Source organism: Ruegeria discodermiae, from assembly GCF_030758345.1.
Lineage (GTDB): Bacteria > Pseudomonadota > Alphaproteobacteria > Rhodobacterales > Rhodobacteraceae > Ruegeria_C.
Map to the genome: position 1 here is coordinate 563,086 of NZ_JAVAMO010000001.1, position 19,203 is coordinate 582,288.

Sequence of the window (19,203 nt, forward strand, 5' to 3'; positions counted from 1 at the left end):
TCTGTGCCAAAGGGAAAGAGCCGTGAGCGGCAGGTTGCGTTCTTGCGGCGTCGTTTTCGACATCACCACCACGCTCAGCGCCAAGACTGCCCCTCAATCAACGGGGGTTTCCCCCGCTTTCGATCCATGTCATAGGGTGACCGCCAAACGGGATATTGCACGGGGATTGACGATGCAGATTCGTGAGGCGTTTACCTTTGACGATGTACTTCTGGAACCTGCGGCTTCGTCGGTGCTGCCCTCGACGGCGGATACCACGACGCGGGTGACCAATCGCATCACCATGAACATACCGCTGCTGTCCTCGGCGATGGATACGGTGACCGAGGCGCGCATGGCCATCGCCATGGCGCAAGCGGGCGGCATCGGGGTGATCCACAAGAATCTCGACCTCGAAGAGCAATCCCGCGAGGTGCGCCGCGTGAAGCGGTTTGAATCCGGCATCGTCTACAACCCGATCACGCTGACCGCTAATCAGACTCTGGCCGATGCCAAGGCGTTGCAGGAACGCTATCGCGTCACAGGGTTTCCGGTGGTCGATGATGCGGGCCGCGTGGTCGGTATCGTCACCAACCGCGACATGCGCTTTGCCAGCGATGACAGCACGCCCGTAAGCGTCATGATGACCTCGGACAATCTGGCGATGCTGCAGGAACCGGCCGAGTTGGAAGAGGCCAAGTCGCTGATGAAGGCGCGCCGGATCGAAAAGCTACTGGTGGTGGACGGTGGCGGCAAGCTGACCGGTCTGCTGACGCTGAAAGATACCGAACAGGCTGTGTTGAACCCGACCGCCTGCAAGGATCAGCTGGGCCGCCTGCGGGTGGCGGCGGCCTCATCGGTGGGCGAGTCCGGTTTTGACCGGACCGAAGCGCTGATCGATGCGGGCGTCGATATCGTGGTGATCGACACCGCGCATGGCCATTCCGAAGGGGTGATCGCGGCGGTGCAGCGCGCCAAGCGCCTGTCCAACGATGTGCAGATCGTCGCGGGCAACGTGGCCACCGCAGAGGCGACCCGTGCCCTGATCGATGCAGGTGCGGATGCGGTCAAGGTGGGCATCGGGCCGGGCTCAATCTGCACTACGCGGATGGTGGCGGGCGTGGGCGTGCCACAGCTGACCGCGATCATGGATTGCGCGGCGGCGGCCGGGGACACGCCGGTGATCGCCGATGGCGGTATCAAATTCTCGGGCGATTTCGCCAAGGCGATCGCGGCGGGGGCGTCCTGCGCTATGGTCGGATCGATGATCGCAGGCACCGATGAAAGCCCCGGAGAAGTCATTCTCTATCAAGGCCGTAGCTTCAAAAGCTATCGTGGAATGGGGTCGATGGGTGCGATGGCGCGCGGCTCGGCGGATCGCTATTTCCAGAAGGACGCCGCCAGCGACAAGCTGGTGCCCGAAGGGATCGAGGGTCAGGTGCCCTATAAAGGTGCCGCCGGAACAGTGATCCATCAATTGGTGGGCGGGCTGCGCGCCGCGATGGGCTATACCGGCTGTGCCACCGTCGACGAGATGCGCCGCAATTGCCGTTTCGTGAAGATCACCGGCGCCGGTCTCAAGGAAAGCCACGTGCATGATGTGCAGATCACCCGCGAGAGCCCGAATTATCGGGTCATGTGATCTGGTCGTGCCGGGCGTGCCCTCATGATCCCTGCCGCCCGCATTCAGGCGGCGATCGAACTGCTGGACGAGATCGCGGCGGGCAAACCGGTCGAGCAGGCGCTGACCGGGTGGGCGCGACGCAGCCGGTTCGCAGGCTCAGGAGATCGCGCGGTGGTGCGTGATCACGTGTTCGAGGCGCTGCGCCGCAAACGCTCTTTTGCCGCTCTTGGCGGGGCCGAAACCGGGCGCGGGCTGATGCTGGGCGCGCTGCGGCACTCGGGCACTGACCCTGAGACTGTTTTCACCGGCGCACGTCATTGCCCCGAGCCTTTGAGCGACGCGGAGCGCGCCGGTGGGCGGGCTCCCGTGAACGCCGCGGAACGCTTTGACATGCCTGACTGGCTCTGGCCCGCGTTCAGCGCCAGCCTGGGGGCGCAGGCAGAGGAAGGCGCCATCGCATCCCAACACCGCGCCCCGGTCTGGCTGCGCGCCAATCTGGCCCGGACAACGCGTGAGGGCGCGGTGCGCGTATTGTCGGAAGATGACATTAAGTGTGACCTGCATCCATCTGTAGACACAGCGATTCGTGTCATTGAAGGTGAGCGCAAGGTTGCGGCAAGCAGGGCCTATCGCGAGGGTCTGGTTGAACTTCAGGATGCCTCCAGCCAGGCGGTCATCTCGGCGCTGCCGCTGCGGAGCGGAATGCGGGTTCTGGACTATTGTGCCGGGGGCGGCGGCAAATCCCTGGCGCTTGCAGCCACAAAAGGGGTGCAGGTTTGCGCCAGCGATATCGACCCGCGCCGGATGCGTGACCTGCCCGAACGCGCCGCGCGCGCAGGTGTCAGCATCAAGCTGCTTGATCCCGGCGCGTTGGCGCAGGCAGGCCCGTTCGATCTGGTGCTGGTCGACGCGCCCTGTTCCGGCAGCGGCGCGTGGCGGCGTTCCCCCGCTGGGAAATGGGCCCTGACGCAGGAGCGCCTTGATGCGCTTACCGGCATACAGGCGGAAATTCTGGATCGCGCCTCGCGCCTTGTCTCAGCGGGCGGAGTGCTGGCCTATGCCACCTGTTCTGTCCTGAGCGCCGAAAACGCCCGACAGGTGCAGGAATTCATTGCCCGGCATTCCGCATGGCGCTGCGTGTTCGACCGGGTCTGGCCGGTCAACGACCTCGGGGACGGTTTTTTCACAGCACACTTGACGCGGTAGTGATTATCATTGCTACACTCATAGGTAGTTTTGAAGCATGTTAATCCGGATTTAACCGGATTGGCGTGAGAAGAGACTGTCTTGTTTGTGTCGCCGGAGCCCTCAGTGCCATTCTCTGCCCAACTCGCCCCTTTGATGTCCAGACCGGAACGAAAGACCCAAGGGCGTCTTTTGGTGCTGTTCATCGTTGGTGCCGCCCTGTTTCTGGCGGCGCTGAATGGTGGATTTTTCTGGCCGGTCCCGATGATTTTTGCCGGCGCCGGCGCATCGGTTCTGCTGGTCGGCATCCTGTCGCTCTGGGTTAGCCATGGCCAGGGGCGGGCCGATCACAAGGCGATGGAGATTTTTGCAGGCTTTATCGAAAAAGATGCCGCGCCCAGTTTCATCACCGATGACGAGGGCGAGGTGCTGGCCCGCAACTCGGCAGCTGCAGTGCGATTTTCCGGCACGCGCGAACAGACATTTGCCGCTGAATTGCGGTCGGTCTTTGCCAATCCCGATGCGGTGATCTATCGCCTGCAATGCCGCGCCCGTCTCGAAGGGAACGCCCGCGAGGATGTGGTCACCCGTCGCGGTCATGTGCGGCTCGCGGTGCATGTACTTGAGGACGCGCGGTTTTTATGGCGATTCGAGGATGTGCAGGAGCGGAGTTCGGGCGGCAAGGGCAGCGAGGCGCTGCCGATGCTGACGGTCGGGCGGGGCGGCGCGGTCTTGTTCATGAACGACGCGGCGCGGGTGCTGGTCGGTCAGCGGGTCAAATCAATGGATCGTCTCTTTGCCGATCTGCCGCTGGAAAATGGCAGCATCGTTGCGATCTCGACCGCTGAGGGCAATCGCAGCGTCGTTGTTTCTGAGCTGGGCAAATCCAGCGTGCGCAAAGAGATCTTTCTGACGCCCATCAGTCCCGAGACTAAGGTGTCGGGCGCGGACTTCGACACGCTGCCGGTACCCATGCTGAAGCTGGACGCAGAGGGCTGCATTCTGGGCATCAATGGTCTGGCGCGCGAGTTGCTGGGTCCGGGCGCGCAGCCCGGTACGCAGATTTCGGAGGTTATGCACGGGCTGGCGCGGCAGACATCAGACTGGTTGCGTGAGAATGCGCGCGAAGATGCCGGTTCGAAATCCGAGTTTCTACGCTTGTCCCGCAATGATCGCGAAACCTATGTTCAGGCGACGCTGTCCCGCGCGCAGGAGGACGGAAAGACCGTTTTTGCCGCAGTGCTCAGTGACGCCACCGAACTGAAGACATTGGAAGCCAAATTCGTGCAAAGCCAGAAAATGCAGGCGATCGGGCAGCTTGCAGGTGGCGTGGCGCATGATTTCAACAATCTTTTGACCGCGATTTCAGGCCATTGCGACCTGCTGCTGCTGCGCCACGATCAGGGCGATCCCGATTATGGCGATCTGGTGCAGATCCACCAGAACGCCAATCGCGCCGCAGCGCTTGTCAGCCAGCTTCTGGCGTTTTCCCGCAAGCAGACGCTGCGCCCCGAAACGCTCGACCTGCGCGATACACTGTCGGATCTGACCCATCTGCTGAACCGTCTGGTGGGCGAACGGGTGACGCTGACGCTGAGCCACGATCCGGTGCTTAAACCGATCCGCGCCGACAAGCGACAATTGGAACAGGTGCTGATGAACCTCGTGGTCAATGCCCGCGATGCCATGCCCGAGGGCGGAGAGATCAGGGTCGATACCGAAGTGGTCACGCTGGATAAACCGGTCGAGCGCAATCGCGCGGTGCTGCCGGCGGGCGAATATGTCACCGTCAAGGTCTCGGATGAGGGGATCGGGATCGAGCCGGGCGTGCTGCAGAAAGTGTTCGAACCGTTCTATACCACCAAGCGCACTGGCGAGGGCACGGGCCTGGGGCTGTCCACCGTTTATGGCATCATCAAGCAAACCGGCGGCTATATCTTTGTTGATAGCGTGCCGGGGCAGGGGACTGAATTCATTCTCTATTTCCCGGTCAGCGAGGCGGAAGAGCCCGTGGCGGACATCACCAGCGAATCCACCCCGGCGACGGTGCACAAAAACGGCGACGGGGTTGTGCTGCTGGTCGAGGATGAGGCGCCGGTGCGCGCCTTTGCTTCACGCGCGCTGCGCTTGCGTGGCTACACTGTGCTTGAGGCTGAATCGGCTGAGGATGCGCTCAACATGTTGCAGGACAAGGACCTGGCGGTAGATGTCTTTGTTACGGATGTGGTCATGCCCGGCCTGGACGGACCGACCTGGGTCAGGCAAGCGCTCGAGGACCGGCCAGATGTGCGCGTGGTCTTTGTGTCGGGCTACGCACAGGGCGCGTTCAGCGAGACCGGGCCGCAAGTGCCGAACTCGGTCTTCCTGCCCAAACCTTTTTCGCTCAACCAGTTGACCGAGACGGTGTTCCAGCAATTGCATTAAGTCGGCCCCACGGCGCATGAATGCCGCGCCCAGACTGGATCCGAACCGCGTCAACCGATCCTTAACCTTGATTGGTCTACTGATGACGTAGATAGAAATTTCTTGAAATGTTCTCTTTTTGATCTCATAAGGAACAAGAGGCGAACAAAGCAGCGATTGCCGCCCGCAAGCGGGTGTGACAAAAGGAAAGAGAACAGGGTAATGGCGGATCTTCTGACGATGAGCAGCAAGCAGAACGCGGATAAACAAAAGGCGCTGGACAGCGCATTGGCGCAGATCGAGCGGCAATTTGGCAAGGGCTCGATCATGAAACTGGGTGGCGACAATGCCATGCAGGAGATCGAGGCAAGCTCGACCGGCTCGCTAGGGCTGGACATCGCGCTGGGGATCGGCGGGCTGCCGATGGGCCGGATCGTGGAAATTTATGGCCCGGAAAGCTCGGGTAAGACGACGCTGACACTGCATTGCATCGCCGAACAGCAAAAACGCGGCGGTGTCTGCGCCTTTGTCGATGCCGAACACGCGCTTGACCCGCAATATGCCCGCAAGCTGGGGGTCGATCTGGACGAGTTGCTGATTTCGCAACCCGATACCGGCGAACAGGCGCTTGAGATCACCGATACGCTGGTGCGCTCGGGCGCGGTGAACATGGTCGTGGTCGATTCGGTTGCCGCGCTGACGCCGAAATCGGAGCTTGAGGGCGATATGGGCGACAGCAGCGTTGGCGTGCAGGCCCGCCTGATGAGCCAGGCGATGCGCAAGCTGACCGGCTCGATCAACCGCTCCAACTGCATGGTGGTCTTCATCAACCAGATTCGCATGAAGATCGGTGTGATGTTCGGCAGCCCCGAAACCACCACTGGCGGCAACGCGCTGAAATTCTATTCCTCGGTGCGTCTCGATATCCGCCGCATCGGTGCGATCAAGGATCGCGACGAGGTGGTCGGCAACCAGACCCGTGTGAAAGTGGTCAAGAACAAGGTGGCCCCGCCCTTCAAGCAGGTCGAGTTTGACATCATGTATGGCGAGGGCATCTCCAAGATGGGTGAGCTCTTGGATCTGGGCGTCAAGGCCGGGGTGGTCGACAAATCCGGCTCGTGGTTCAGCTATGGCGATGAGCGGATCGGGCAGGGACGCGAGAATGCCAAACAATTCCTGCGCAGCAATGTGCGCATCGCGCTGGAGATCGAGGACAAGATCCGCGCCGCCCATGGTCTGGATTTCGACATGCCGCCCGAATCGGACGAGGATATTCTGGAAGCCTGACGCGCCTGTTCAGGCCGGAATACGGGACCACTCGGGGCGGCTATCGGGCCGCCTCGTTTCGTTTCAGGCCGCAGCACCTGTGGACTATCGCCCGAGGCAGGGCTAAACCGATCCGAACCCTTCCGATTGCGCCCAAGAGAGCCCGATGCCCACGCTGAACGATATCCGATCCACCTTTCTGAATTATTTTGCCAAAAACGGGCATGAGGTGGTGGACTCCAGCCCGCTCGTGCCGCGCAACGACCCGACGCTGATGTTCGTCAATTCCGGTATGGTGCAGTTCAAGAACCTGTTCACCGGGCTGGAGCATCGCGACTATCAGCGCGCGACTACAGCGCAGAAATGCGTGCGCGCCGGCGGCAAGCATAATGACCTGGACAATGTGGGCTATACCGCTCGCCACCATACGTTTTTCGAAATGTTAGGCAATTTCAGCTTTGGCGATTACTTCAAGACCGAAGCGATCCCCTATGCCTGGAACCTGATCACCAAAGAGTTCGATATCGACCCCAAACGCCTGCTGACGACAGTCTATCACACCGATGACGAGGCGTTCGAGATCTGGAAAAAGGTCGGCGTCCCCGAAGACCGGATCATCCGCATCGATACCAGCGACAATTTCTGGCAGATGGGTCCGACCGGGCCCTGCGGGCCTTGCACCGAGATTTTCTATGACCACGGCGATCACATCTGGGGCGGCCCTCCGGGCAGTGCCGAGGAAGATGGCGACCGGTTCATCGAAATCTGGAACATCGTTTTCATGCAGAACCAGCAGTTCGAAGACGGCTCGATGAAGGCGCTCGACATGCAGTCGATCGATACCGGCATGGGGCTGGAGCGGATCGGCGCGCTGCTGCAGGGCAGCCATGACAATTACGACACCGACCTGTTCAAATCGCTGATCGAAGCCTCGGCCGAGGTCACTCATGTCGACCCCTATGGCGATCAAAACGTGCATCACCGGGTGATCGCGGATCACCTGCGCTCGACCTCGTTTTTGATCGCGGACGGGGTAATGCCCAGCAATGACGGGCGCGGTTACGTGCTGCGCCGGATCATGCGCCGCGCTATGCGCCATGCGCATCTGCTGGGGGCGAAAGATCCGGTCATGCACCAGCTGGTGCCGACGCTGGTGCAGAAAATGGGCGCGGCCTATCCCGAGCTGAGCCGGGCGCAGATGATGATCGAGGAAACGCTGCTGACCGAGGAAACCCGGTTCAAGCAGACGCTGGATCGCGGGTTGAAACTGCTTGATGACGAGTTGGAGCAACTGGACGGCGACGCGCCTTTCCCGGGCGAGGCGGCGTTCAAGCTGTATGACACCTATGGCTTCCCGCTGGACCTGACGCAGGACGCGCTGCGCGGCAAGGGTCGGGTGGTCGACACGGATGGCTTTGATTCGGCGATGGCCGAGCAGAAAGCCAAGGCGCGCGCCGCCTGGGCGGGCTCGGGCGAATCTGCTGACAACGCGGTCTGGTTCGATGTGTTGGACGAAAGCGAGGCCACCGATTTCCTCGGTTATGATACCGAAAAGGCCGAGGGGCAGATCGTCGCACTGATCGCCGACGGCGCGCGGGTCGAGACGTTGCCTGAAGGCACAGAGGGCTGGATCGTTGTGAACCAGACGCCGTTTTACGGCGAGGCGGGCGGTCAGATCGGCGACACCGGGGTGATCCGCCGTCTGGAAGATCTGGACGATGTGGCGCAGGTCGAGGACACCCGCAAATTCGCCGAAGGCAAGGTCTATGCCCATAAGGTGCGGGTCGAAAAGGGGGCCATGCGCAAGGGCGACGCGGTGGAGTTGGAGGTCGATCACACCCGCCGCTCGGCGATCCGGGCCAATCATTCCGCCACCCACCTGCTGCATGAGGCGCTGCGCGAGACGCTGGGCGATCACGTGGCGCAGCGCGGCTCGCTGAATGCGGCCGACCGGCTGCGCTTTGACTTTAGCCATGCCAAGGCGCTGAGTGATGCGGAACTTGCTAAGGTGGCCTCGGATGTGAACGCCTATATCCGCCAGAATTCTGCGGTCGAAACCCGGATCATGACGCCGGATGATGCCCGCGAGATCGGGGCGCAGGCCCTGTTTGGTGAGAAATACGGCGACGAGGTGCGCGTTGTCTCAATGGGTCGCGCCGAAACCGGCAAGGGTCATGATGGCATGACCTATTCGATCGAACTCTGCGGTGGCACCCATGTGAAACAGACCGGCGATATCGGCACCTTTGTGTTGCTGGGCGACAGTGCGTCCTCTGCCGGGGTGCGCCGGATCGAGGCGCTGACCGGCGACGCAGCCTTCCAGCACCTGTCGCAGGAGGCCGGGCATCTGGCCGAGATCTCGGGCCTGCTCAAGGCGCAGTCGGGTGAGGCTGTGGACCGGGTCAGGGCGCTGATGGACGAGCGCAAGACGTTACAAAGCGAGGTTGCGCAGCTGCGCCGCGATCTGGCCATGGCGGGCGGCGCCGGGCAGGGTGGCAATGGCGCGGATGCGCGCGACGTGAACGGCGTGAGCTTCCTCGCACAGACGCTCAGCGGCGTCTCGGGCAAGGACCTGCCCTCGCTGATCGACGAACACAAGGCGCGGATCGGGTCAGGTGCGGTGCTGCTGATCGCTGATGCCGGTGGCAAGGCTGCTGTGGCTGCGGGCGTGACCGAGGACCTGACGGGCCAGGTCTCGGCGGTGGATCTGGTGCGCGCGGCGGTGGCCGAACTGGGTGGCAAGGGCGGTGGAGGCCGCCCCGACATGGCGCAGGGCGGCGGCAAGGACGCAGCAAATGCCGACGCGGCGATCAAGGCCGCCGAGGCCGTATTGGGAGGTTGAGGAAAAATGGCTGCACTCTGGATTGCACATGTGACGGTGACCGACGCGGAGGCGTATGGCAAATATGCAGAACTGGCGGGCCCCGCACTGGCCAAACACGGCGGCGAGTTCATTGCTCGCGCGGGCCGCTATGTTCAACTGGAAGGCAAGGAGCGCCCGCGCAACGTGGTGGCGCGCTTCCCCTCGGTCGAGGCGGCGGTGACCTGCTATAACTCGCCCGAATATCAGGCGGCGCTGGATCATGCGCGCGGTGCCTCCGAGCGTGAGCTGATCGTGGTTGAAACCACCGACTGAGCCGGAGCGACCTTAATCATCGGGCGGGGTTTCGCCCGATAGTCTTCATGTCCTGCCTTAATCTCCGGGCTGTTGATCGTCACTGGCTCGCCCTAAGATTGTACGGAAATCCGCCGATCCTCCTCTGAAATGAAATCCCTGCTTGAGCAGTTGGTTTCAGCCCGTTTAATCGGAGAAGAGAGGAGCAGGGATGATCTATCGAGCGAGGCGCAGAACGGGATCGCGCAATGGCGCTTTGCTGGCTGCGGGCGTATTTTGCATGCAGATGATGGCAGGTGCTGCGCAGGCGTCTGATGGCCGGTTCATGGAGGTATCAGCCAGTTTTCCGGCGCCGAGCGGTGCTAGTGATCTGTGCCGGACCTATAGCTGGGCCTGCGCAGGGTCTCGGGGCCGCCAGCTGGGTTCGGTGCGTGAATTTGATCTGGTGCGGCAGGTGAACCGGCAGGTCAATGCGGTCACGCGCGATGTGACCGACAGGCAGCAATACAATATGGAAGAGAAATGGGCGCTGCCGACCCGGCTGGGCGGGGATTGCGAGGATTTCGCCCTGCTCAAGAAACGAGACCTGATCCGACTGGGCGTGGACCCGCGCAAGCTGTTGCTGGCGACCGTGCTGGACCGGCGGCGCAATGCCCATGCCGTGTTGATCTATCGATCCGCGCAGGGCGATCTGGTGCTGGACAATTTGAGCAATCAGATCAGGCCGTGGCAGGCGACGGGCTATATCTTTTTGCGGATGCAGGACCCGCGCCGACCTCGCAGCTGGGTTGGTGTACAGAACAAGACGTGAAAAGGCGCGCCAACTGGCGCGCCTTTTGAATTGTGATCTTCCGGCTAGGAAGCGGATGCGTTAGCGATTCTTGCCGCCTTTGCCGCCGCCGCCCTTGCCGTCACCGCCTTTGCCGCCGCCACCTTTGCCGCCGCCACCTTTGCCGCCGCCGCCTTTGCCGTCACCGCCTTTGCCGCCGCCACCTTTGCCGCCGCCGCCTTTGCCGTCACCGCCTTTGCCGCCGCCACCTTTGCCGCCGCCGCCTTTGCCGTCACCGCCTTTGCCGTCACCGCCTTTGCCGCCGCCACCTTTGCCGTCACCGCCTTTGCCGCCGCCACCGTTGCCGTGACCTCCGCCGCCATTGCCTGATCCGCCACCTTGGCCGTTATTGTTGCCACCATTGCCGGAACCGGGGCCGTCTCCATTGTTGTTGCCGCCACCGTTTCCGGGATTGCCGTTGTTTCCATTACCGTTTCCGGGGCCGCCATCGTTGCCGCCACCGTCGTTGCCGCCACCGCCGTTGCCGCCGCCGTCGTTGCCGCCACCGCCGTTGCCGCCGCCATCGTTGCCGCCACCGTCGTTGCCGCCACCGCCGTTGCCGCCGCCATCGTTGCCGCCACCGTCGTTGCCGCCACCGCTGTTGCCGCCGCCGTCGTTGCCGCCACCGCCGTTGCCGCCGCCGTCGTTGCCGCCACCGTCGTTGCCGCCACCGTCGTTGCCGCCACCGCCGTTGCCGCCGCCGTCGTTGCCGCCGCCGCCGTCGTTGCCGCCGCCGTCGTTGCCGCCACCGCCGTTGCCGCCGCCGCCGTTGCCGCCGCCGTCGTTGCCGCCGCCGCCGTTGCCGCCGCCGCCGTTGCCGCCACCGCTGTTGCCGCCGCCGTTGTCGGCAAGCTGGTCGCCACCTGTGTTTCCTATGCTGCCCGAGTTTCGGTCGTTGCTGCCGTCCCGGTCTTCCCCGCGACTAAAGAGGCCGGACCGGACAGAGGCCGTCGGGTAGTCAGTCAGTACCGCCGCAAAGGCGGGGCAGGATTGTGTGGTGCGTGCAAGAATATCTTCAAAATCCGATCGCCGCTGCAGATAGCGCAGCATTCTGTCCTGCACCACGCCGCAAGAGCACAAGGTCTCGGTCGAGACCGATTGGCGCGCCGTGTTGACCGTGCAGCGCTCCGTCGCCGCAAAAGCTGCGCTGCCGACAAAGGTCAGCGCCGTGCAGGTCATCGCCAGCGAGAGCATACGTGTTTTCACGCTCATATTTTATCTCCGAAAAATCATGTCCTGAGAATGCGCCTCATCTCTGAGCCACACTCGCCGCTGACGTGATCCTGCGCCGCTGGAATTAAGCACAGACATGCGGGAGATTGATTTTCGTTAACTTTCCAAAATTTTCTTTTCTAGCCACAAAAAAAGCCGCAGAGCGGTTGGCTCTGCGGCTGATTGTTTGCGGAAACCGGCGGCGTCAGGCGCTTTTTGCCATCCGCTTGCGCTCATGCGGGTCGAGATAGCGTTTGCGCAGGCGCACCGCGTTGGGGGTCACCTCGACCAGTTCATCATCGTCGATATAGGCGATCGCCTCTTCCAGCGAGAAATTGATATGCGGGGTCAGGCGCACTGCATCATCCGAGCCGCTGGCGCGTACATTGGTCAGCTTCTTGCCCTTGAGCGGGTTCACTTCCAGATCATTGTCGCGGCTGTGTTCGCCGATGATCATGCCCTGGTAAATCTCGGCTTGCGGTCCGATGAACATGCGGCCCCGCTCTTCGAGGTTCCACAGCGCATACGCCACGGACTGGCCTTTCTCCATCGAGATCAGCACGCCCGCGCGGCGGCCCGGGATCGCGCCCTTGTGCGGTGCCCAGCCGTGGAACACCCGGTTGAGAACACCGGTGCCGCGCGTGTCGGTCAGGAATTCGCCGTGATAGCCGATCAGCCCGCGCGACGGCACATGGGCGATGATCCTTGTCTTGCCGGCACCGGCCGGTTTCATCTCGGTCAGCTCGCCCTTGCGACTTCCGGTGATTTTTTCGATCACTGCGCCGGAGTATTCGTCATCGACGTCGATGGTGACCTCTTCGATCGGCTCGACGCGCTGGCCGTTCTCTTCACGCAGCAGCACTTGCGGGCGCGAGATGCTGAGTTCGAATCCTTCGCGGCGCATGTTCTCGATCAGAACGCCCATCTGAAGCTCGCCCCGGCCTGCAACTTCGAAAGCTTCGCCGCCCGGTGTGTCGCTGACCTTGATTGCGACGTTGGATTCGGCCTCTTTCATCAGCCGGTCGCGGATGACGCGGGATTGCACCTTCTTGCCGTCGCGCCCCGCGAGCGGCGAGTCGTTGATGCCGAAGGTGACCGAGATGGTCGGTGGATCGATGGGCTGGGCGGGCAGGGCCTCGGTCACGCTGGGGGCGACCAGCGAGTCGGCGACGGTGGCCTTGCTCATGCCCGCAAGCGTGACGATATCGCCCGCTTCGGCCAGATCGATGGGCTGTTGGCCGAGACCACGAAAGGCCAGGATCTTGGTGGCGCGGAAGTTTTCGATCAGAGCTCCGTCGCGGCTTAGTGCCTTGATGGTTTCCCCTGCCTTCAGCGTGCCGCTTTCAACACGCCCGGTGAGAATGCGACCGATGAACGGATCGCTGCCCAGCGTTGTGGCCAGCATGCGGAAGGGTTCATCCTTATGAGCCACCTGCGCAGGCGCGGGCACGTGATCGACGATCAGATCAAACAGAGCGGTCAGGTCCTGACGCGGCCCGTCCAACTCCATATCGGCCCAGCCGGAGCGGCCCGAGGCATACATGGCCGGAAAATCCAGTTGGTCGTCATCGGCGCCCAGATTGGCGAAGAGGTCGAAACACTCATCCAGCGCCCGGTCGGGCTCGGCATCGGGTTTGTCGACTTTGTTCAGCACCACGATCGGGCGCAGGCCCAGCGCCAGCGCCTTGGAGGTAACGAATTTGGTCTGCGGCATCGGCCCTTCGGCGGCATCCACCAGCAGGACAACCCCGTCGACCATCGACAGGATACGTTCGACCTCGCCGCCAAAATCGGCGTGACCGGGGGTGTCGACAATGTTGATCCGCGTGCCTTTCCACTCGACCGAGGTGGCCTTAGCCAGAATGGTAATGCCGCGTTCACGTTCCAGATCGTTGCTGTCGAGCGCGCGCTCGGCCACGGCCTGATTGTCGCGGAACGCGCCGGATTGCTTGAGCAGCCCATCGACCAGCGTCGTCTTGCCGTGGTCCACGTGGGCGATGATTGCGATGTTACGCAGGTCCATGAAACTTGCCTTAAATGGGGAGGTTGCGCGCGCCATAACGCGCCAGCGCCGCAAGTTCCAGCAAAAAGCAGGTCTGACGCGCGGCAAAGGCCGAAATCCGGCGGGTGATCAGGATAGCGGCAACACGTATCCGCCCAAAACGCTGACCTGAAGCCGGAAAACAGATCATATATGCTGCAATGCAGCGCAAAAGGACAGGTAAACCGGACTACGCAAGTCTCAATCAGGGACTTATATTGTAGGTGTTGTGTTGTTTTTGACTAGTGGTGGTCGGTATGACTGGATTTACGAAGGTGATCGTGCTGGTTGCGGGGGTTCTCGCGTTTGTGGGGTGGCTGACAAACCAGCCCGAAGCGGGGTCAACGTCGGGTGCGTTTTCAGAGGGCGGAGTGCAAATCTCTGTCCCGTCCTGAGTAGTGAAAGAAAGGAGCTCTGCGGCTCCTTTCTTGCTTTTGGGGCAGGCGGTTCTAGCCAGCCAGCGCTTTGCCAAGGTTTTCGTCGATCTTTTCGAGGAAGCCCATGGTTGTCAGCCATCCCTGATCCGGGCCGACCAGCAGGGCGAGGTCTTTGGTCATGAAGCCGCTTTCCACCGTATCGACGATCACTTTCTCCAATGTGGTGGCAAAACTCATCAATGAGTCATTGCCGTCCAGCTTGGCGCGATGCTTCAGCCCGCCGGTCCAGGCGTAGATCGAGGCGATGGAATTGGTCGAGGTCTGCTCGCCCGCCTGGTGCTGGCGATAGTGGCGGGTGACGGTGCCATGGGCGGCTTCGGCCTCGACGATCTTGCCATCGGGCGTCATCAGTTGCGAGGTCATCAGCCCGAGCGAGCCGAAACCCTGCGCCACCGTGTCGGATTGCACATCACCATCATAGTTCTTGCAAGCCCATACAAATCCGCCATTCCATTTCATGCAGCAGGCGACCATGTCGTCTATCAAGCGGTGTTCATACCAGATATTCTTTGCCTTGAACTGTTCTTCGAACTCTGCCTCGTAAACCTCTTGAAAAACCTCAAGAAACCGCCCGTCATATTGTTTGAGGATGGTGTTCTTGGTCGACAGGTAGACGGGCCAGCCGATCTCCAGCCCGTAATTGAACGAGGCGCGGGCGAAGTCGTAGATCGAGGCGTCGAGGTTGTACATCGACATGAACACACCCGATGAGGGCGCATCAAACACGTCGCGCTCGATCTCGGTGCCATCTTCGCCGATAAATTTCATCGTCAGCTTGCCGGGACCGGGGAATTTGATGTCGGTGGCCTTGTACTGGTCGCCAAAGGCATGGCGACCGATCACGATGGGTTTGGTCCAGCCCGGAACAAGGCGTGGCACGTTGCGGCAGATGATCGGCTGGCGGAACACCACCCCGCCTAGAATGTTGCGGATCGTGCCATTGGGGCTGCGCCACATCTGTTTCAGGCCGAACTCTTCGACCCGCGCCTCATCCGGCGTGATGGTGGCGCATTTTACTGCAACGCCAACCTCTTTGGTCCTTTCGGCGGCGTCGATAGTGATCTGATCCCCGGTCCGGTCGCGTTCCTCGATGCCCAGATCGTAATAGAGCAGCTCGATATCCAGATAGGGCAGGATCAGCTTATCCTTGATGAACTGCCATATGATGCGGGTCATTTCGTCGCCATCCATCTCGACGATGGGGTTGTCCACCTTGATCTTGGTCATTCGGAAACGCGTCCTCTGTCAGCATCGGGTGCCGCAGGTGTAGCGGGTTTGGTAGAGGATGGATAGATAGTATACGATGGTATACTTAAATTTTCTACCAGTGGACATTGTATGGCTACAGAGACCTGAGCGGTTGAGCCCCGGTCAGGGTCACAGGGCGGCGCGCACCTGTGGGCGCAGCCACGCCCAGATGTTTGGCGCGCCCTTATTCAACGGCACGCCGACGCGCTGGTCTAGCTGTTCCATCGTGACGCTGTACTCAACCCAGCTACCGCCGCCGTTTTTCAGATTGGCAATCGGCGGGTGGAGCCGGTCAATGGCCTTGGTAAAGACCGCATCTGCTGTTTCCGCCGCTTCAAACTCGCGCCATAACCTGTTGAAGTCTCGATCTTGATCGGGCGGCAGTAATCCAAACAGACGCTCGGCCGCTGCGTCTTCCTTGGCGGCCATCAGAGCCTGATCAGATTGCCCGTGAATGGGGGCGTCGCCTGCGTCGATCTCGACAATATCATGCAACAGCAGCATGCCGAGCACGCGGTCAATGTCGACGCCTGGTGCGGCCTGATCCGCCAGAACCCAGGCATAGAGCATGGCGTGCCAGGAATGTTCGGGCGAGTTTTCATAGCGTGAATTGTCCAGCAGGCGCGAGGCGCGAGTGACCGATTTCAACCGGTCCGCTTCACAGAGGAAACGCAGGCGCTGCGCCACATCCCCAGTGACCTGCTGCACCGCTTCGCCCAGAAGCATCAGCGCATGGTGATAGGCCTGCGGAAAATCGTGGTGCAGGGGCGCGACACGCCCCGTGGACAGGTTGTGCCGGACAATCTCGACATGTTCGGGCACCGGGGGTTGTGCGCAGAGCACCTGAAAGATCGGCTGGCAGCGATCCAACTGCTTGGCGAATCTGGAATCGGGGCAGGCCTCGGCCTCAAACGCGCGCCAGAGGTCCAGAAATTGCGGTGCCTGATCGGCGGGCAACATCCCGAAAAGCCGCTCTGCCGCACGCTCTTCGGCTGCGGCGACTGCCGTCCAGTCGTGATCTTCATGGATTGGATGATCGCCGACCTCGATCTCGACCAGATCATGCAGCAAGAGCATCCGGATGACGCGGGCGATCGAGACATCCGCATCAGCCAGCGGTGCAAAGACCAGCGCATAAAGCGCCAGATGCCAGCAATGCTCTGCCGCGTTTTCAGGGCGTGAGAGGTCCAGCAGCAGGTTGGCGCGGTCCACCTGCTTGAGCTTGTCAGCCTCTTTCAGGAAGGCGATCTGAGCCGAGAGCCGCGCGCTCATTGCGCCTGCGGCGTTTCGGCCTTTTTCTTGGCCCGCAGCTGCACGATCCGTTTGTTGAGAAAATCGCGCGCCTTCTTTTCGGCCAGCCGCACGCGGACCTCGGTCAGAAACGCCTCTTCCAGCGTTTGCGAGGCCGCGCCCAGCACCGTGCCGATTTCGACAAACAGGCGATCCTCGCCGGTTTCGTCCATGATGTTCACCGTATCCTCGGCCAGCTTTGCAGCAAGGGTTTCGAGGGTGGAACTCATCAGCGGGTGGTCTCTGTCAGGCGGCGTTTCACATAATCGGTGACCGAGTCGGTCAGCGTGTCCATATGCTCGCCCTGGAAGAAGTGATCAGCGCTCTCCACCTCCTGATGGGTGATGGTGATGCCCTTCTGTTCATGCAGCTTTTCCACCAGCGTATGGGTGTCGCTGGGCGGGGCCACACGGTCGGAGGTGCCGTTGATGATCAGACCCGAAGACGGGCAGGGCGCCAGGAACGAAAAGTCATACATGTTTGCCGGCGGCGAGACCGAGATAAACCCGGTGATCTCTGGCCGCCGCATCAGCAGTTGCATCCCGATCCAGGCCCCAAAGGAGAAGCCCGCAACCCAGCAATGCTTGGAGTTGTTGTTCATCGACTGCAAGTAGTCCAGCGCCGAGGCCGCATCGCTCAACTCGCCGATGCCCTGATCATATTCGCCCTGGCTGCGCCCGACGCCCCGAAAATTGAACCGCAACACGGTGAAGCCCATATTGTAGAAGGCATAATGCAGGTTGTAGACGACCTTGTTGTTCATCGTCCCGCCAAATTGCGGGTGCGGATGCAAGACAATCGCAATGGGTGCGTCTTTTTCCTTTTGCGGGTGGTAGCGGCCTTCCAGCCGGCCTTCGGGGCCGGGAAATATCACCTCGGGCATCTGTGCGTCGGTCCTGTCTCTCGTCGGGTGGCGGTCCAAGAAATTCTTGACGGTATTTCTCGACTACCTTAGAACGGTTCTAATTTCTGGTGACGCGTCTCCTGCGCGCCAATGCGAGATACGCATTGGCGGCGGAAACGTCAATGATGTCCCCGAGGCAAGTGAGATGAGGCCACTGGCATGAAACTGTCGACCAAAGGGCGCTATGCGATGGTGGCGCTGGCGGATATGGCGCTGCAATCTGACGATACGCTGGTCACGCTGGGTGAGATTTCGGGCCGTCAGGATATCTCATTGCCTTATCTTGAACAGCTTTTTGTGAAACTGCGCCGCGCCGAACTGGTGTCATCGGTGCGCGGCCCCGGCGGCGGCTACCGCCTGGCGCGCCCCGCCTCCGAGATTCGCATTGTCGAGATTCTGTCCGCCGTCGATGAAACGGTGGACGCGATGCACAAAGGGGCCGGTGCCTCTGGTGCGTCTTCGGGCAGCCGGGCGCAATCGCTGACCAACCGGCTCTGGGAAAGCCTGAGCGCGCATGTCTATGTCTTTTTGCACCAGACCCGGCTGTCAGATGTGATCAAGAACGATCTGGCCCCATGCCCGGCGGTGCCGCATCTGTTTGACGTTGTGGATTCGGAATGAGCCGTATCTATCTGGATCATAACGCAACAACCCCGCTACGCCCCGAGGCGCGCGCGGCGATGATCGCGGCGATGGATCTGGTGGGCAACCCGTCCTCGGTCCATGCCGAGGGGCGCGCGGCCAAGGCGCTGGTGGAAAAGGCGCGGGCGCAGGTGGCGGCGGCCTTTGGCGCGGATGGGGCGGATGTGGTCTTTACCTCCGGCGCCACCGAAGGTGCGGCGCTGGCGCTTGCAGGGCGGGATCTGGCCGGTTCCGGCGTTGAGCATGACGCGGTGCGGGCCTGGATGAGTGAGCGTCTGAGTGTTGACGGCCAAGGCCGCGTTGCGGTGCCCGATCCGGCATCAAGCGCGGTGCAGATGGCCAATTCTGAAACCGGCATCGTACAGGACCTGCCCGAAGGATTGGCGGTGACCGACGCAACGCAGGCCTTTGGCAAGCTGCCGGTGGCCTTTAACTGGAGCGGTGCGCAGATGGCGCTGATCTCGGCCCATAAGCTGGGTGGCCCCAAGGGGATCGGTGCTGTGGTGCTGCGCCGTGGCACCGAGCTTGCCGCGCAGATTCGCGGTGGCGGGCAAGAGATGGGGCGCCGCTCCGGGACCGAAAACATCATTGGTATCGCGGGGTTCGGTGCCGCGGCTGAAGTGGCGGCGCAGGATCTGGCCTCGGGTGTCTGGGAGCGGGTTGAAGAATTTAGAAATATTCTAGAAAACGCTCTTGAGGCTTCTGCAAACGAGACTATTTTTGTCGGGAAAGACGCGCGCCGCCTCCCGAATACGTCATGTTTTGCGACGCCCGGCTGGAAGGGCGAGACGCAGGTCATGCAGATGGACCTGGCGGGGTTTGCGATCAGCGCGGGCTCGGCCTGTTCCAGCGGCAAGGTGCGCGCCAGTGCGGTTCTGACCGCCATGGGATATGACGAGACGGTTGCATCATCCGCAGTGCGGGTGTCGCTGGGACCCGAGACGACGGAACAGGATGTGCTGCGCTTCGCCGAGGCGTGGCTGAGCAAGGAAAAGAAGTACCGCGCGCGTGCCGCGTGAGTAACGGAG

The 19,203-nt window shown here is 61.7% G+C and carries 16 protein-coding genes; 9 read left to right on the forward strand and 7 right to left on the reverse strand.

From position 1 onward, the window contains the following. The first annotated feature begins 172 nt into the window (after nucleotides 1-172). The 7 genes from guaB (at nucleotide 173) to Q5Y75_RS02835 (ending at nucleotide 10,383) form a co-directional block, all read left to right on the forward strand. The gene (guaB, locus tag Q5Y75_RS02805; protein ID WP_306194106.1) at nucleotides 173-1,621 is read left to right on the forward strand and encodes an IMP dehydrogenase; all 1,449 of its coding nucleotides are present in this window, start codon (nucleotides 173-175) and stop codon (nucleotides 1,619-1,621) included. A gap of 24 nt (nucleotides 1,622-1,645) precedes the next feature. Then, nucleotides 1,646-2,809, forward strand: a complete 1,164-nt coding sequence (locus tag Q5Y75_RS02810; RefSeq protein WP_306194108.1) for an RsmB/NOP family class I SAM-dependent RNA methyltransferase — start codon at nucleotides 1,646-1,648, stop codon at nucleotides 2,807-2,809. A 135-nt stretch (nucleotides 2,810-2,944) separates the two neighbouring features. After that, entirely contained in the window at nucleotides 2,945-5,212 is a 2,268-nt protein-coding gene (locus tag Q5Y75_RS02815) for an ATP-binding protein (RefSeq protein WP_306195676.1), read from the forward strand. Between the two features lie 201 nt (nucleotides 5,213-5,413). Next, nucleotides 5,414-6,478, forward strand: a complete 1,065-nt coding sequence (gene recA, locus Q5Y75_RS02820; protein WP_306194110.1) for a recombinase RecA — start codon at nucleotides 5,414-5,416, stop codon at nucleotides 6,476-6,478. Nucleotides 6,479-6,623: 145 nt separating this feature from the next. Then, nucleotides 6,624-9,299 carry an alanine--tRNA ligase gene (gene alaS / locus Q5Y75_RS02825; RefSeq protein ID WP_306194112.1) on the forward strand — a complete coding sequence of 892 codons (2,676 nt, stop codon included), beginning with the start codon at nucleotides 6,624-6,626 and terminating at the stop codon, nucleotides 9,297-9,299. Between the two features lie 6 nt (nucleotides 9,300-9,305). Next, nucleotides 9,306-9,593 carry a DUF1330 domain-containing protein gene (locus tag Q5Y75_RS02830; protein ID WP_306194115.1) on the forward strand — a complete coding sequence of 96 codons (288 nt, stop codon included), beginning with the start codon at nucleotides 9,306-9,308 and terminating at the stop codon, nucleotides 9,591-9,593. A 190-nt stretch (nucleotides 9,594-9,783) separates the two neighbouring features. Next, nucleotides 9,784-10,383, forward strand: coding sequence for a transglutaminase-like cysteine peptidase (locus Q5Y75_RS02835; protein ID WP_306194117.1), 600 nt, complete (start codon nucleotides 9,784-9,786; stop codon nucleotides 10,381-10,383). Between the two features lie 60 nt (nucleotides 10,384-10,443). Here the strand turns inward: Q5Y75_RS02835 and Q5Y75_RS02840 are convergent, their stop codons facing one another. The 7 genes from Q5Y75_RS02840 to Q5Y75_RS02870 all read right to left on the reverse strand — a co-directional run bounded on the left by Q5Y75_RS02840 (nucleotide 10,444) and on the right by Q5Y75_RS02870 (nucleotide 17,512). After that, the gene (locus Q5Y75_RS02840) at nucleotides 10,444-11,613 is read right to left on the reverse strand and encodes a hypothetical protein (protein ID WP_306194119.1); all 1,170 of its coding nucleotides are present in this window, start codon (nucleotides 11,611-11,613) and stop codon (nucleotides 10,444-10,446) included. Nucleotides 11,614-11,818: 205 nt separating this feature from the next. Next, nucleotides 11,819-13,636 (reverse strand): translational GTPase TypA, encoded by a 1,818-nt coding sequence (gene typA / locus Q5Y75_RS02845; protein ID WP_306194121.1) that lies wholly within the window; start codon nucleotides 13,634-13,636, stop codon nucleotides 11,819-11,821. A gap of 10 nt (nucleotides 13,637-13,646) precedes the next feature. After that, entirely contained in the window at nucleotides 13,647-13,805 is a 159-nt protein-coding gene (locus Q5Y75_RS02850; protein WP_306194124.1) for a hypothetical protein, read from the reverse strand. Between the two features lie 298 nt (nucleotides 13,806-14,103). Continuing rightward, complete coding sequence (locus tag Q5Y75_RS02855; RefSeq protein WP_306194126.1) at nucleotides 14,104-15,318, reverse strand: NADP-dependent isocitrate dehydrogenase; 1,215 nt, start codon at nucleotides 15,316-15,318, stop codon at nucleotides 14,104-14,106. A 150-nt stretch (nucleotides 15,319-15,468) separates the two neighbouring features. Beyond that, complete coding sequence (locus tag Q5Y75_RS02860; RefSeq protein ID WP_306194129.1) at nucleotides 15,469-16,611, reverse strand: HD domain-containing protein; 1,143 nt, start codon at nucleotides 16,609-16,611, stop codon at nucleotides 15,469-15,471. After that, complete coding sequence (locus Q5Y75_RS02865) at nucleotides 16,608-16,859, reverse strand: hypothetical protein (protein ID WP_306194132.1); 252 nt, start codon at nucleotides 16,857-16,859, stop codon at nucleotides 16,608-16,610. Before Q5Y75_RS02865 ends, Q5Y75_RS02860 begins: the two co-directional genes overlap by 4 nt. Next, on the reverse strand, nucleotides 16,859-17,512 hold the full coding sequence (locus Q5Y75_RS02870; protein WP_306194134.1) for an alpha/beta hydrolase: 654 nt from the start codon (nucleotides 17,510-17,512) through the stop codon (nucleotides 16,859-16,861). The genes Q5Y75_RS02865 and Q5Y75_RS02870 overlap by 1 nt, the downstream gene beginning before the upstream one ends. Nucleotides 17,513-17,692: 180 nt before the next feature. Here Q5Y75_RS02870 and iscR point away from each other — a divergent pair, with 180 nt between their 5' ends. Both iscR and Q5Y75_RS02880 read left to right on the forward strand, forming a co-directional pair. After that, nucleotides 17,693-18,154 (forward strand): Fe-S cluster assembly transcriptional regulator IscR, encoded by a 462-nt coding sequence (iscR, locus tag Q5Y75_RS02875; RefSeq protein ID WP_306194138.1) that lies wholly within the window; start codon nucleotides 17,693-17,695, stop codon nucleotides 18,152-18,154. Continuing rightward, nucleotides 18,151-19,194, forward strand: a complete 1,044-nt coding sequence (locus Q5Y75_RS02880; protein ID WP_306194141.1) for a cysteine desulfurase family protein — start codon at nucleotides 18,151-18,153, stop codon at nucleotides 19,192-19,194. The genes iscR and Q5Y75_RS02880 overlap by 4 nt, the downstream gene beginning before the upstream one ends. Nucleotides 19,195-19,203: the final 9 nt, after the last annotated feature.